The sequence below is a fragment of the Oerskovia paurometabola genome, from assembly GCF_016907365.1.
Classification (GTDB): domain Bacteria; phylum Actinomycetota; class Actinomycetes; order Actinomycetales; family Cellulomonadaceae; genus Oerskovia; species Oerskovia paurometabola.
Map to the genome: position 1 here is coordinate 168,241 of NZ_JAFBBV010000001.1, position 14,131 is coordinate 182,371.

At 68.2% G+C, this 14,131-nt stretch carries 12 protein-coding genes; 6 read left to right on the forward strand and 6 right to left on the reverse strand.

What is annotated here, in order from left to right; genetic code table 11:
• Positions 1-174 precede the first annotated feature (174 nt).
• The 6 genes from rsmG to rpmH form a co-directional block, all read right to left on the reverse strand.
• Positions 175-855: a 16S rRNA (guanine(527)-N(7))-methyltransferase RsmG gene (gene rsmG / locus JOD48_RS00765; RefSeq protein WP_225227185.1), complete on the reverse strand. Its 681-nt coding sequence runs from the start codon at positions 853-855 to the stop codon at positions 175-177.
• Positions 856-1,790: 935 nt separating this feature from the next.
• Positions 1,791-2,312: a Jag family protein gene (locus JOD48_RS00770; protein WP_204806747.1), complete on the reverse strand. Its 522-nt coding sequence runs from the start codon at positions 2,310-2,312 to the stop codon at positions 1,791-1,793.
• A 72-nt stretch (positions 2,313-2,384) separates the two neighbouring features.
• Positions 2,385-3,464 carry a membrane protein insertase YidC gene (yidC, locus tag JOD48_RS00775; RefSeq protein WP_204806749.1) on the reverse strand — a complete coding sequence of 360 codons (1,080 nt, stop codon included), beginning with the start codon at positions 3,462-3,464 and terminating at the stop codon, positions 2,385-2,387.
• Between the two features lie 59 nt (positions 3,465-3,523).
• Complete coding sequence (gene yidD / locus JOD48_RS00780; protein ID WP_191791233.1) at positions 3,524-3,841, reverse strand: membrane protein insertion efficiency factor YidD; 318 nt, start codon at positions 3,839-3,841, stop codon at positions 3,524-3,526.
• Entirely contained in the window at positions 3,838-4,203 is a 366-nt protein-coding gene (rnpA, locus tag JOD48_RS00785; RefSeq protein ID WP_204806752.1) for a ribonuclease P protein component, read from the reverse strand. The genes yidD and rnpA overlap by 4 nt, the downstream gene beginning before the upstream one ends.
• A gap of 6 nt (positions 4,204-4,209) precedes the next feature.
• On the reverse strand, positions 4,210-4,347 hold the full coding sequence (rpmH, locus tag JOD48_RS00790) for a 50S ribosomal protein L34 (protein WP_010849920.1): 138 nt from the start codon (positions 4,345-4,347) through the stop codon (positions 4,210-4,212).
• Between the two features lie 502 nt (positions 4,348-4,849).
• On the opposite strand from rpmH, the gene dnaA reads away from it, so the two are divergent.
• The 6 genes from dnaA to gyrB all read left to right on the forward strand — a co-directional run bounded on the left by dnaA (position 4,850) and on the right by gyrB (position 14,014).
• A complete protein-coding gene (dnaA, locus tag JOD48_RS00795) occupies positions 4,850-6,277 on the forward strand; it encodes a chromosomal replication initiator protein DnaA (RefSeq protein WP_191791235.1) in 1,428 nt (475 codons plus the stop codon).
• Between the two features lie 1,314 nt (positions 6,278-7,591).
• Positions 7,592-8,722: a DNA polymerase III subunit beta gene (gene dnaN / locus JOD48_RS00800; protein ID WP_138826994.1), complete on the forward strand. Its 1,131-nt coding sequence runs from the start codon at positions 7,592-7,594 to the stop codon at positions 8,720-8,722.
• Between the two features lie 49 nt (positions 8,723-8,771).
• Positions 8,772-9,671, forward strand: a complete 900-nt coding sequence (gene gnd / locus JOD48_RS00805; RefSeq protein WP_191791236.1) for a phosphogluconate dehydrogenase (NAD(+)-dependent, decarboxylating) — start codon at positions 8,772-8,774, stop codon at positions 9,669-9,671.
• Positions 9,672-9,839: 168 nt separating this feature from the next.
• Entirely contained in the window at positions 9,840-11,054 is a 1,215-nt protein-coding gene (gene recF / locus JOD48_RS00810) for a DNA replication/repair protein RecF (RefSeq protein ID WP_204806753.1), read from the forward strand.
• On the forward strand, positions 11,047-11,628 hold the full coding sequence (locus tag JOD48_RS00815; RefSeq protein ID WP_307823899.1) for a DciA family protein: 582 nt from the start codon (positions 11,047-11,049) through the stop codon (positions 11,626-11,628). Before recF ends, JOD48_RS00815 begins: the two co-directional genes overlap by 8 nt.
• A 346-nt stretch (positions 11,629-11,974) precedes the next feature.
• Positions 11,975-14,014, forward strand: coding sequence for a DNA topoisomerase (ATP-hydrolyzing) subunit B (gene gyrB, locus JOD48_RS00820; protein ID WP_307823900.1), 2,040 nt, complete (start codon positions 11,975-11,977; stop codon positions 14,012-14,014).
• The last annotated feature ends 117 nt before the right edge of the window (positions 14,015-14,131 follow it).

Below are 14,131 nucleotides of genomic sequence, written 5' to 3' on the forward strand. Positions count from 1 at the left end.
GCCCCACCACAGCCTCATTCATGGACCGCCGGACGCGTGTCGTCACCGAGTCTCACCGTCGGGACCCGGGGCTCTGCCACCCTATGCGGTGCACTCCTCCCCCTGGTCTCCACTCACCGTGACTTCCACGTGGCGGACTCGGGGTCACGTCGCGAAGGGCCCTAGGGGCACCGTTCAAACCTGAGCAGGCGTGCGCCGGATTCGGAGCACGGTTGTCGGCTCGACGCCGTCAACACTCGACGCTTCGAGAATCTCCGGCTCTTCCGTCTTGTACTTGCGGAGCACCTTGCGCGCCGGCTCGATCTCCTGCGCCACATTGCGCCCCTTGAGGACGACCATCTCCCCGCCACGCTCCACCAAGGGAAGGGACATGCGCGCCAGCTTCTCAAGGGCGGCAACAGCACGCGAGGTCACTGCGTCACATTGGAAGGCGCCGTGATACTCCTCGGCGCGCCCTCGCTTGATCTCGACGTTGGAGAGTCCGAGGTCCTCGACGACCTCGGACAGCCACGCGCAGCGTCGTTCCATCGGCTCGATCAGGAGAACCTCTGCGTCGGGGCGCATCACCGCAATGACGATCCCGGGAAGGCCCGCACCGGAACCGATGTCGGCGATCGTGCCGGTCACAGGAAGAAACTGGACCACCGCTGCGGAGTTGAGGATGTGCCGCTCCCAGATGCGCGAGACCTCCCGCGGACCGATCAGCCCACGCAGCTCCCCCTGGTCGTGCAGCAGGTCTGCGAAGCGGGCGACAAGCGGGTACGCCGCACCGAAGTACGCCTGGACTTCTGGAGAGTCGGCGAGTGTTTCACGTGAAACACTGCCCTCGACGGCGTCGCTCATCTCGTGGGTCATCTACTCCTCTTTCGGTGCTCAAGCTCCCAGGGGACGTCGGACGATGCCGAACGGTCCGGGTCCATGGTGTCACGTCTCGCACGGCTGTGGTGCGATGCCCGGCGAGGCCGGCAACACGTCGAGCCGAGGCGGTCTCGATGCAGCCGGAGGCGTAGCGATGGGCAGGGCGCGGCCCCGAGAACTCGCTGTGCCAACGACCACCGGATCTCGCACAGGACGGTGGAACCTGTGCGCGAGCTGGGGTGGATGGGCGGTGCAATCAGCCCCCACGCCGTGAACCTCCACGTACCGCTGGCGACCCGATCCCCGGGCACCCTCGCCCCCCCCGCCCGCCGAGCGCGGCGATTCCCGGCAGAACCGTCAACGCGCCTCAGGCGACAAGCCGTCGACTGCGGCTGCGTCTCGGGGATCAGAGACCTCCGCGATGCTCGACGAGCGATACGCGCTTCTCATGCCCCGACCCGTGGCGACCTCCGGAGCGAACCTCGAGGCGGGCCGACCGAGCGTCGAACCTGGTCGTCCCGCGACCGGCAGGCGACGGGAGATCGTCAGGCACTGACGGTCACACCCCAGGGACCGCCTCGCCTACCGGCAACCAGCTCGTGGGTCGTCATCAGGCCGTGCTGCTGTCCTGCTCGGGGCGCTGTGCAGTCCCACCGTCACGGCATGGGCCCGTGCCTCTTCCCGCGTCCCGACCTTGTAGACAGCCGTCAGTGCATCGGCCACGGCGCGCCAGATCGACAGCCGGGGGCACCTCAGGCTGCGGCCACGCTCCCCTGCGGGGGGACGCAAGGCGCCGGTCATCTTGCGACGCCCGTCCTGACAACGATCTTGGCTTCACATGAACTCATCGGGCGACACACGGCCCACAAAACACAGCGGCCCGGTGTTTCACGTGAAACACCGGGCCGCTGCGGGGGACGAGACGAAGGAGGTCAGGAAACCTCAGCGGGACGGATCACGACGTAGCGCTCCGGGTCCGTGCCTCGCGAGTCACTGCTCAAACCGGCTGCGGCGACGACGTCGTGGACGACCTTGCGCTCAAAGGCATTGAGCGGCTCCATCGACAGCTCGGTACCCGACTCGCGCACCTTCGCGATCGCCTTGGTCGCGAGCTCGGTCAGCTCGATCTTGCGCTGCGCACGGAAGCCAGCGATGTCGAGCATGAGCCGACTGCGCTCGCCGGTCCGCGCCTGAACCGCGAGCCGCGTCAGCTCCTGGAGCGCGTCCAGGACCTCCCCCTCCTTGCCCACCAGGTGCCGCAACGAGGTCGGCTCGTCGGCGACGATCTCGAGTGCTGCGCGCCCGTGGTCGATGTCGATGTCGATGTCGCCGTCGAGGTCGGCGATGTCGAGGAACTCCTCGAGGTAGTCCGCTGCGACTTCGCCTTCCTCCTCGAGACGCGTCATCTCGTCGGGTGCGTGGTCTTCGGCAGCGGGTGCGTCGGTCGACGACATTGCTGACTCCTTGGGGTCATGAGAACCCCGGGGTCTCGAAGGAACCTCGGCGCTCTCGGAACAGGACTGGGGCTACTTCTTCGGCTGCTTCGGCTTCGGGGAACCCTTGCCGGTCCCCTTGGCCGGACCGTCGGTCTCACCATCGACCGGGGCATCGTTGACCGGGGCATCGTTGACCTCGGCAGACGGAGCCGTCGTTCCGTTGATGACGCGAGGCGTGCCTGGCTTCTGGCGGTCCTTGCGCTTGGGCTGCTGACGCTGGCCGCGGGGCTGCTCGATGACCGGAGCCGCCTCCTCGACGATGCCCTTGGCTGCGGCCTTGCGAGCCTTGCGCTCCTTCATGAGGCGCTCGGCCTCGGATCCCGGAGCGGGCATGCGCTTGATCGTGTAGAACTGCTGGCCCATGGACCAGAGGTTCGTCGTGGTCCAGTAGACGAGGACACCCACGGGGAAGTTCACGCCGGAGACCGCGAAGATGAAGGGGAAGACGTAGAGCATCATCTTCTGCGTCGACGCCATGGGGCCCTCGAGCGCCGACTTCGGCATGTTCTTCATGGTCAGCTGGCGCTGCGTGAAGAAGGTCGTGGCACACATCGCGACGATGAGGACGCCGATGACGATCTTCGCCTGCATGTCGTCGGTCTTGAGGAAGATGTCCGAGAGGTGCGCCCCGAACAGCGACGAGCTCTCGATGTCGCTCGCGACGCTCGCGTCGATCGGACCGATGGCCTTGGCATCACCGTTGGAGATCGGCACCAGGCCGTTGAGCACGCGGAAGAGTGCGAAGAAGATCGGCGACTGGAGCAGGATCGGCAGGCACGACGCGAACGGGTTGGTGCCGTGCTTCTTGTAGAGCTCCATGGTCTCGCGACTCATGGCCTCGCGGGACGCCGGGTCGGACTTGCCCTTGTACTTCTTCTGGATGGCCTGCATCTCGGGCTGCAGCATCTGCATGCCACGAGAGGCCTTGATCTGCTTGAAGAAGAGCGGGATCAGCAGGATACGGATGATGATCACGAGGCCGACGATCGAGAAGACCCAGCCGAGCCCGGGGCCGTCGCCCATGCCCAGGAACACGAGCCCCTGGTGGCACAGGTACATGATCCACGCCACGACCCATTCGATCGGCGCGAGGAACGCGAAGAAGTCCATCCGTACTACTCCCTAACCTTCAACAAACTGGGTCCTGACCGGCGTCGCCGGCAGGAGGACTAGTGCGAGTGCTTCCTCAGCGCCTCGGGGACGTCGTCGACGCCGCCCTTGCTCCAGGGGTTGCACCTCAGCAGCCGCCAGACGGCGAGCCGTACGCCTCGCAGCACACCGTGCCGTCGTATCGCGACGAGCGCGTACTGCGAGCACGAGGGGTAGTACTTGCAGGTGGGACCTGTCATCGGTGAGATGACGCTCTGGTACGCCCTGATGAGTCCCACCAGCACGAGCAGCGGGATCCGCTGGACGAACCGCCACGACCGGGCGATCCAGCCCGGTGAGCTGATCCCAGCAGGTTCGGCCTGGACCGTGGCGCTCATGCGTCGGCCGATCGACGGTCCCACTGGGCGACGGCGCGCTTGATGCAGGACGCGAGGTCCTGGTCGAGCCGGGCGTAGTCGCTGTCGGACGAGGCCGGAAGAGCCCGCACGACGACACGGGACCGTGGCGGCAGTGCGTCGAGGTACGCCGAAGACGCGGCGCGCAGGCGCCGCTTCACCTTGTTCCGGTGCACGGCGTTGCCCACGGCCTTGGAAACGACAAAACCGACCTGTGGTGGCTCGTCGCCCCCAGGGTCTTGGGAGAGATGAACCACCACGGTCGATCGTCCCGCGCGCACGCCACTTCGCACCGCCCGTTCAAAATCTACGGAACGGCGCAAGCGGTGCGCCGCGGGTAGCACCTGCTGTCAGGCAGAGAGCTCGGCGCGGCCCTTGCGACGACGGGCTGCCAGGATGGCGCGGCCGGCGCGGGTGCGCATACGCAGCCGGAAACCGTGGGTCTTCGCACGGCGCCGGTTGTTCGGCTGGAAAGTCCGCTTGCTCACGAGGTACTCCAAGAACGTCGGGGAGGTACACCGTCTATGTCCTCGACGATGCAGTGCTACAGCTGGAAGGGATGCAGTTCTGCACCCCAGCCGCCCGTGTACCCGCCACGATCAGTCCGTGGATTCGCCCCCGTGAGGGCGCGCGAAAGTACCTGGAACGGCTGTCTGACGTTACGCCGCGGACCCCCCTCGGGTCAAACCCGGGTTCCACGACGCCGAGCCTGTCATGATATGTCGTGCAGCGACCGGTACGTCTACCCTGGTCCTGGCGCGAGAGGCCGAGTCCCGCGAGAGAGGCCGAGCGGGGCACCACCCTCCGCGCCGTCACCGTCTTGTCGAACGACCGTCCATCACCCGACCACCGGTCGACGGCCGTCATGCTCGGGAGCGTTGCGAGTAATCCCCACAGGTTGTGGAAAACTATGTGGATAACGGGTCCGCGTGGCACACTCCAGACTGATCCTGATCATCATGCAGCACCCGACGACGAAGGAATCACCTGGTGTCCAACCCCGACGAGAACATCGCAGACGTCTGGGCTCAGACCATCGCCGTCCTCGAAGCCAGCCCCGACATGACGCCGCGCCAGATCGCCTTCATCAAGCTGGCCAAGCCGCTCGCGATCCTCGACGACACCGTCTTCATCGCCGTCCCGCACGAGCAGACGCGAACCTACCTGGAGACGCGGGTCCGCGACGAGCTCGTCTCCGCGATGGCGGGAGCGCTCGGCAGGGACGTCCGCTTCGGGATCACGGTCGACCCCGAGCTGGCCGCCGAACCGCCGTCACCGGCGGCGCTCACCGCCAGCGTGCCCGAGCCGCCGATGCAGGTCCACGTCGAGCCCGAGCGCGAGCGCATGCTCCCCGCACCGGTCCCGCAGCGCCCGCACGCGGAGCCGACCCGTCTGAACCCGAAGTACATCTTCGAGACGTTCGTCATCGGCTCCTCGAACCGCTTCGCGCACGCCGCCGCCGTCGCTGTCGCCGAGGCCCCGGCCAAGGCCTACAACCCCCTGTTCATCTACGGGCAGTCCGGTCTGGGCAAGACGCACCTGCTCCACGCGATCGGGCACTACGCGCACAACCTGTACCCGAACGTGCGGGTGCGGTACGTGAACTCCGAGGAGTTCACCAACGACTTCATCAACTCGATCGGCGAGGGCAAGGCCGGGGCGTTCCAGCGCCGCTACCGCGACGTCGACGTCCTCCTCATCGACGACATCCAGTTCCTGCAGGGCAAGGAGCAGACGATGGAGGAGTTCTTCCACACCTTCAACGCGCTGCACAACGCCAACAAGCAGCTCGTCATCACGTCGGACCTGCCGCCCAAGCAGCTCAACGGCTTCGAGGACCGCCTGCGCAGCCGGTTCGAGTGGGGTCTCATCACCGACGTCCAGCCCCCCGACCTCGAGACCCGTATCGCGATCCTCCGCAAGAAGGCCGCGAGCGAGCGCCTCGCCGTCCCGACGGACGTCCTGTCCTACATCGGTTCGAAGATCTCGACGAACATCCGCGAGCTCGAGGGCGCCCTGATCCGCGTGACCGCCTTCGCGAACCTCAACAGGCAGCAGGTCGACCTCGCTCTCGCGGAGATCGTCCTCAAGGACCTCATCACCGACGACGACGCGTCCGAGATCACGCCCGCGAGCGTCATCGCCCAGACGGCTGCCTACTTCGGCCTGACGATCGAGGACCTGTGCGGCAGCTCGCGCTCTCGTGTCCTGGTCACCGCGCGCCAGATCGCGATGTACCTGTGCCGCGAGCTGACCGATCTTTCTCTGCCGAAGATCGGTCAGCAGTTCGGCGGCCGCGACCACACGACGGTGATGCACGCGAACCGCAAGATCACCGAGCAGATGGCCGAGCGTCGCTCGACGTACAACCAGGTCACCGAGCTGACGAGCAGGATCAAGCAGCAGCACCGGGGCTGAGCCCCGGCCGTGCCGCGAGCGGTCGCGCTCGCTGGATGAGGGTCGCCCTGGGTGGGGCGGGTGGGGGTGTGCCCCGCTCAACCCTCCGCGCCCTCGTTCCTCGGGCGGTCTCGCCAGGCCCACGACGAGCGGCGCACCCTGCCCCACCCCAGGTCGACGCACCTTCTGCGTAGCGCAGCCTCTGGCGAACACCTGCCACCTGGGCTGCGGTGACCTCACCCCTCCGCCCAGCACACGGTGCCCCTGCGCTCCGCGTACACCTCCGCCCCGTCGTCCAGCGGAGCGCTCGTCCCCGCGGCTGGACGTCGTCCACAGCGCCTGTTCACGCGGCCCGAGGAACGTCCGATCAGGAGCGCCGGTACCCGCAGACCCAGCAGCCTGACGTCCTCGGACTGATGTCACCGGTGACATCGTCCCCAGCTCGCAAGGACGCCCGCTGCCTGTTATGCACCTTAAGCGGCTTTCCTGTGGATGAACTTCCGTCGGGTCTTCAACGTCTGTGCACAGAGGCCCGACGTCGGCGCGCGTCCTCGATCTGACGGCTCTCCACAGTCCTGTGGATGCACAGGCAGTTCATGCCCATGTGTACAAGTGCCGGTGGATATCCACTTGTCCCCATAGTTGTCCACAAGGCCTGGGGGTATGTCCACCGCTCGACGCCGGCCGTCCCCAGATCAGCATCACTGCGTCCCCAGCGGCCTGTGTACAGGGCACTCTGTGCTGTGTACAGATCGCTCGCCGGAGCGCCTCCCCCACAAGCTTGTGCACCTACCTGTGGATAACTGTGGACGACGGGGCACATCGTGTGGACAGAGGAGGTCCCGTCGGTGGACGGTGATCTGTGGACAACTCGTCGTCAACAGTGCCTGCGATTTACCCACAGGCCCGTACCCACTTCGTCCACACGCAGAATCGGCCTCTGACCTGCGCGAAGACCCGTTTTCCACACTTTGCACAGCACCGATGACTACGACGAATGATCTCTAAGCAGGAAAAATCCACACGCCTTCATCTGGTCCCGGGCCGTTCGAGCTGCCTCATCTCGCACCTGTGACCGCCGTCACATCGAGCCCGGGCAGGCGCAGGACGGACACCGATCCACAGAGCGTGCCAGAGGTACCGGGCAACGCCGGGTCTCGCGTAGGGTTCATGCGGGCACGACGACCCGAACAGGTCTTGCCCTCCCCGACGGCGAGGAGGGTGACGCGAGAACACGCGACGTGCGATCTTCATGCACAAGCGAACTCACCCCTGTGTACCGCGCGGTCGAGTGCCTGACATGTGAAGATCGATCCATGGACGAGAGGGTGTGGGATGAAGTTCCGGGTTGAGCGTGATGTCCTGGCCGACGCAGTGACCTGGACGGCCCGTACGTTGCCGACGCGGCCTCCGGCGCCCGTCCTTGCAGGGGTACGCATCGAGGCCGACGCGGTCGGCACCATCGGGCTGTCGAGCTTCGACTACGAGGTGTCCGCACGCTCCGAGATCCCCGCGGAGGTCGTCGAGCCGGGGACGGTCCTGGTGTCCGGTCGCCTCCTCGCGGAGATCTCTCGCGCGCTGCCCGCCAAGCCGGTGGACTTCGCGGTCGAGGGCAACAAGGTGATCGTCACGTGCGGCGCGAGCCGTTTCACGCTCCTCACCATGCCTGTGGAGGACTACCCGGCGCTGCCGGCGATGCCGGAGCTGTCGGGCACCGTCTCGGGCGACGAACTGACGCACGCCGTGGCCCAGGTGACGGTGGCCGCGAGCCGCGACGACACGCTGCCGCTGCTGACGGGCGTGCGTATGGAGATCGACGGCGAGCGGATCACGCTGCTCGCGACGGACCGCTACCGTCTCGCGCTGCGCGAGCTCACCTGGACCCCGTCCTCCCCCGACTTCAACGCGGTCGCCCTCGTCCGCGCGCGCACGCTCAACGACGTCGCGAAGTCCCTGGGCAGCTCGGGCCTGGTCAACGTGGGTCTCACGGCGGGCTCGGGCGTCGACCTCATCGGCTTCGAGGCCGGGGGCCGTCACACGACCTCCCAGCTCGTCGACGGCGACTACCCTGCGGTCCGCCGGCTCTTCCCGGACGAGACCCCCATCCACGCGGTCATGGCGACCGCCCCGCTGATCGACGCGGCGAAGCGTGTCTCGCTCGTCGCCGAGCGCAACACCCCCATCCGCCTGTCGTTCACGGACGGTCAGGTCGTGCTCGACGCGGGCCAGGGGGACGACGCGCAGGCGTCCGAGGCCCTCGAGGCCGTCCTGGTGGGCGAGGAGATCTCGGTCGCGTTCAACCCGCAGTTCCTGCTCGACGGCCTGGGGGCGCTGGGTACGGACTTCGTCCGACTGAGCTTCACGCACCCCAACAAGCCGGTCGAGTTCACCGGTCAGGAGTCGTTGGACGGCGAGGACTCGTCGCACTACCGCTACCTGCTGGTCCCCATCCGCTTCGCGAGCTAGCGGCGACCACGCCGCGCACGGCTCGAGCTCTACGGTACGGAGGCACGCGATGGTCACGCACATCGGACTGGTCGGACTCGGCAAGATGGGCGCGAACATGCGCACCCGTCTGCGCGCGGGCGGCATCGAGGTCACGGGGTTCGACCAGAACCCCGAGGTCTCGGACGTCGCCTCGCTCGCGGAGCTGGTCGCCGCGCTGCCCCCGGGGCAGCGGTTCGTGTGGGTCATGGTCCCCTCGGGGCCCGTCACGCGCGGCGTGGTGACCGAGCTAGCGGGACTGCTCACGGACGGCGACGTCGTGATCGAGGGTGGGAACTCCCACTTCTCGGACGACTCCGAGCATGCCGCGCACCTCGCCCCGCTGGGCATCGGCTACCTCGACGTCGGCGTCTCGGGGGGCGTCTGGGGGCTCGAGAACGGCTACGGCCTGATGGTGGGCGGTGACGCGGCGCTCGTCGAGGCCGCGATGCCGGTCTTCGACGCGCTGCGCCCGGAGGGGCCGCGCGAGGAGGGCTTCGTGCACGCCGGGGCGGTGGGGGCCGGTCACTACGCGAAGATGGTCCACAACGGCATCGAGTACGGCCTGATGCAGGCCTATGCCGAGGGGTACGAGCTGCTCGAGGCCAAGGACATCGTCACGGACGTCCCGGGGACCCTCAAGGCCTGGACGCGTGGCACCGTCGTCCGGTCGTGGCTCCTGGACCTCCTGGTCAAGGCGCTCGAGGAGGACCCGGAGCTGGGCGAGATCAGCGACTGGGTCGAGGACTCGGGCGAGGGCCGCTGGACTGTGGACGAGGCGATCGACAGCGCGGTGCCGCTCCCCGTGATCTCGGCCGCGCTCTTCGCCCGGTTCGCCTCACGTCAGGGCGCTTCGCCCGCGATGAAGGCGGTCGCGGCCCTGCGTCAGCAGTTCGGCGGGCATGCCGTGAAGCCTGCCGGCGGTTCCTGAGGCGGAGGTTCTCCCTGCCCGACGACGTCGATCGCCCGGTAGGTCGTCGCACCGGGGAGGCCGCACACTGGTAGGCGTCGTCCGGTGCCCTCTCCACAGGCCGTCCACATGCTGTGGGCGGACCGCACCGGCACGACCAGACGACCCGACCCGACGCCGTAGGACCTGATGTACATCTCTCACCTCTCGCTCGCCGACTTCCGCTCGTACACGTCCGTCGACGTCGAGCTCGAGCCTGGTGTGAACGCGTTCGTCGGGCCCAACGGTCAGGGCAAGACGAACCTCGTCGAGGCGATCGGGTACGTCGCCACGCTGGGCAGCCACCGGGTGCCGTCCGACGCGGCACTGGTCCGTGCGGGGGCCTCACGAGCCGTGGTCCGGGCGCGGATCGTCCGGGGCGACCGGGCGAGCACGGTCGAGATCGAGATCGCCGCGGGCAAGGCGAACCGTGCGCGGATCAACCGTGCACCGGCGGGCAAGCCTCGTGACGTCCTGGGCATCGCCCGGACGGTGCTCTTCGCCCCGGAGGACCTGGCCCTGGTCAAGGGTGACCCGGACGGCCGTCGACGGTTCCTCGACCAGCTCGCGGTGCTCCTGGTGCCGCGGTTCGCGGGAGTCCTCTCGGACTACGACCGGGTCCTGCGCCAGCGCAGCGCGCTCCTCAAGTCGGCGGGCGGGGCGATGCGTGCGTCGCGCTCGTCGACCCCGGACCTGCGCACGCTCGACGTGTGGGACGCCAAGCTCGCGGCGACGGGGGCGGAGATCGTCGCGCTGCGTCTCCAGCTCGTCGCGGCGCTCCAGCCCTACACCGCCGCCGCGTACGAGCAGGTCAGCTCGGGGCAGGGCGAGGCGCACATCGCCTACCGGTCCTCGGTCGCGGCCGCCCTCGAGGACGTGGGCGACGCCGTCGGGCAGGACGGCCGGCCGCAGACCGTCGAGTCCCTCGAGGCCCAGCTCCTGGAGGCCATGGCCTCCTTGCGCAGCAAGGAGATCGAGCGCGGGGTGTGCCTCGTCGGCCCGCACCGGGACGACCTCGTCCTGACCCTGGGCGGTCTGCCCGCCAAGGGGTACGCGAGCCACGGCGAGTCGTGGTCGTTCGCGCTCGCGCTGCGCCTCGCGTCGTACCGGCTCCTCACGGACGGGGCCCCGGAGGCGGCGGGCTCGCTCCTGTGGTCGCCGGACTGGGGGCCCGACGGCGAGCCCGTCCTCCTGCTCGACGACGTGTTCGCGGAGCTCGACGTGCGTCGCCGCAACAAGCTCGCCGACCTCGTCTCGGGCGCCCACCAGGTCATCATCACGGCGGCCGTGCCCGAGGACGTGCCCGCGCAGCTCTCGGGGCTGCGGCTCGACGTGCACGACGGTCAGGTGACCAGGCGTGCGTGAGGGCGAGGAGCCCGCGAAGGACGGCGAGGACGAGGAGCACCGCCGGCCTCCGGGTCTGCCTGTCGGCGAGGTCGTGGACCTCACTCCCCCTGCACAGGTCGCGCGCGAGGCGCTCAACCGTGCGCGCGCGGCCGCACGGGCGAAGGGCATCCGGCCGGGTCAGCCGTCACGACGCGTCCTGGCGGACCCTCCGCCGTCCACAGGTGCGCGCCCGGGGGGTCGGGACCCTCAGACGTTCGGGGCGGTCGTGCAGCGGCTCCTGCACGAGCGCGGCTGGGTCCAGGACGTGTCGGTCGGTGGGGTGATCGGGCGCTGGCGCGAGGTGGTCGGCGACCAGGTGGCCGACCACTGCGAGCCGGAGACCTTCGAGGACAAGGTGCTCGTCGTGCGCGCGGACTCGACCGCGTGGGCCACCCAGGTCCGCCTGCTGACGCCTCGGCTGCTCGAACGCCTGGCCCAGGAGGTCGGCGAGGGAGTCGTGGAGACCGTGACGGTCCTCGGCCCGACCGGACCGAGCTTCCGGCGCGGACCGAAGTCCGTCCGGGGCCGTGGACCGCGCGACACGTACGGCTGACGTGCTGCCCGGTTCGACCTGTTTTGCCCACCCAGAGGCCCGGCGGACCCGCATCGTCGGTGGATAGATCCCCCACCCTGTGGAGAACCTTGTGGAGAACTTGCCTCCAGGGCCTCATAATCCGCTGTTTCGGCCACCTCCCAGGTAGAATGGAGAGGTCATTCCGGGTACCTCCGCACGCACCGACTGGTGCACCGCGCGAGCCGGAACCGATGAGCCGTGCAGCGATCCTCCCCAGCGGGTGAACCTGTCGCGTGCATGATGACGAGGAGCGCTTCCGCCCGTGGCAGACCACACAGACAACGTCCCTTCCAGCCTGCCCCCGGAGAGTGGTGGAGGGCCGGGCGTGGACCGGGATCCCTCTGGCGGCACGTACGACGCGAGCAACATCACGGTCCTCGAAGGCCTCGAGGCGGTGCGCAAGCGACCCGGTATGTACATCGGGTCGACCGGTGAGCGCGGACTCCACCACCTCGTGTACGAGGTTGTGGACAACTCTGTGGACGAAGCCCTCGCGGGGTACGCCGACACGATCGACGTGACACTTCTGGAAGACGGAGGTGTACGAGTCACGGACAACGGCCGTGGCATCCCCGTCGCGATCCACCCGACCGAGGGGAAGCCCACGGTCGAGGTGGTCATGACGATCCTGCACGCCGGCGGAAAGTTCGGCGGTGGCGGCTACGCGGTCTCGGGTGGTCTGCACGGTGTGGGCATCTCCGTGGTGAACGCGCTGTCGCGCAAGGTCCAGACCGTCGTCAAGCGCGACGGCTACACCTGGAGCCAGCGCTTCAAGGACGGTGGCAAGACGGACGGACCGCTCGTCAAGGGCGAGGCGACGACCGAGACGGGCACGACCCAGACGTTCTGGGCCGACCCGGAGATCTTCGAGACGACCGAGTTCGACTTCGAGACGCTGCGCTCCCGCTTCCAGCAGTACGCGTTCCTCAACAAGGGCCTGCGCATCACGCTCACGGACGAGCGCCGCCAGTTCCTCGACACCGACGACGAGGTCACGGGTCAGGTCGCCGATCCTGCGGAGGACCTCGTCGCGGCTCCGGAGGGCGAGGACGAGTTCAAGCCCCGCGTCGTGTCGTACAAGTACGACGACGGGCTCGTTGACTACGTGAAGCACCTCAACTCGGCCAAGAAGGTCGAGCTGATCCACGACGAGATCATCGACTTCGAGTCCGAGGACAAGGAGCGGCGCATCTCGGTCGAGATCGCGCTCCAGTGGACCGGCTCGTACTCCGAGTCCGTGCACACGTTCGCCAACACGATCTCGACGACCGAGGGCGGCACGCACGAGGAGGGCTTCCGTGCGGCCATGACCTCGTTGGTCAACGAGTACGCGCGGGCCAAGGGCATCATCAAGGAGAAGGACGACAACCTCACGGGTGACGACATCCGCGAGGGCCTCACGGCCGTCCTGTCGATCAAGCTCGGCGAGCCGCAGTTCGAGGGGCAGACGAAGACCAAGCTCGGCAACACCGAGGCCAAGTCCTTCGTCCAGCGTGTCGTGCGCGCTCAGCTCACGGACTGGTTCGACTCGCACCCGACCGAGGCGCGCGACATCATCCGCAAGGCGATCCAGGCCTCGCAGGCGCGGCTCGCGGCCCGCAAGGCGCGCGAGGCGACCCGCCGCAAGGGCCTGCTCGAGTCGGGCGGCATGCCGGGCAAGCTCAAGGACTGCCAGTCGAACCGGCCGGAGGAGTGCGAGGTCTTCATCGTCGAGGGCGACTCGGCGGGTGGCTCGGCGGTGCGTGGACGCAACCCGCACAACCAGGCGATCCTGCCGTTGCGCGGGAAGATCCTCAACGTCGAGCGGGCGCGCCTCGACCGGGCCCTGGGCAACAACGAGGTCCAGGCGCTCATCACGGCCTTCGGGACCGGCATCGGCGAGGACTTCGACATCGCCAAGCTGCGGTACCACAAGATCGTCCTGATGGCCGATGCCGACGTCGACGGCCAGCACATCTGCACGCTGCTGCTGACGCTGCTCTTCCGGTACATGCGTCCGCTGATCGAGCACGGCCACGTGTATCTCGCCCAGCCGCCGCTGTACCGCCTCAAGTGGTCCAACGCGCCGCACGACTACGTGTACTCGGACCGGGAGCGCGACGCGTTCCTGCTCTCCGGTCAGGCCGCGGGCAAGCGCATCCCCAAGGAGAACGGGATCCAGCGCTACAAGGGTCTCGGCGAGATGGACTACTCGGAGCTGTGGGACACGACCATGGATCCCGAGCACCGCACGCTCAACCAGGTCACGCTCGACGACGCCGCTGCCGCGGACGAGATCTTCTCGATCCTCATGGGCGAGGACGTGGAGTCGCGCCGCAACTTCATCCAGCGCAACGCCAAGGACGTGAGGTTCCTGGACATCTAGCGTGCGGTCGTGGTCGGTGCCACGGAGCGGTCGGGTCCTCGACCCGGCCGCTCGCGGCGCCCGGCCCGACCCCGGGCCCGGGGCGAGAACCGGGCCCGGACCCGGCACAGCCACCGG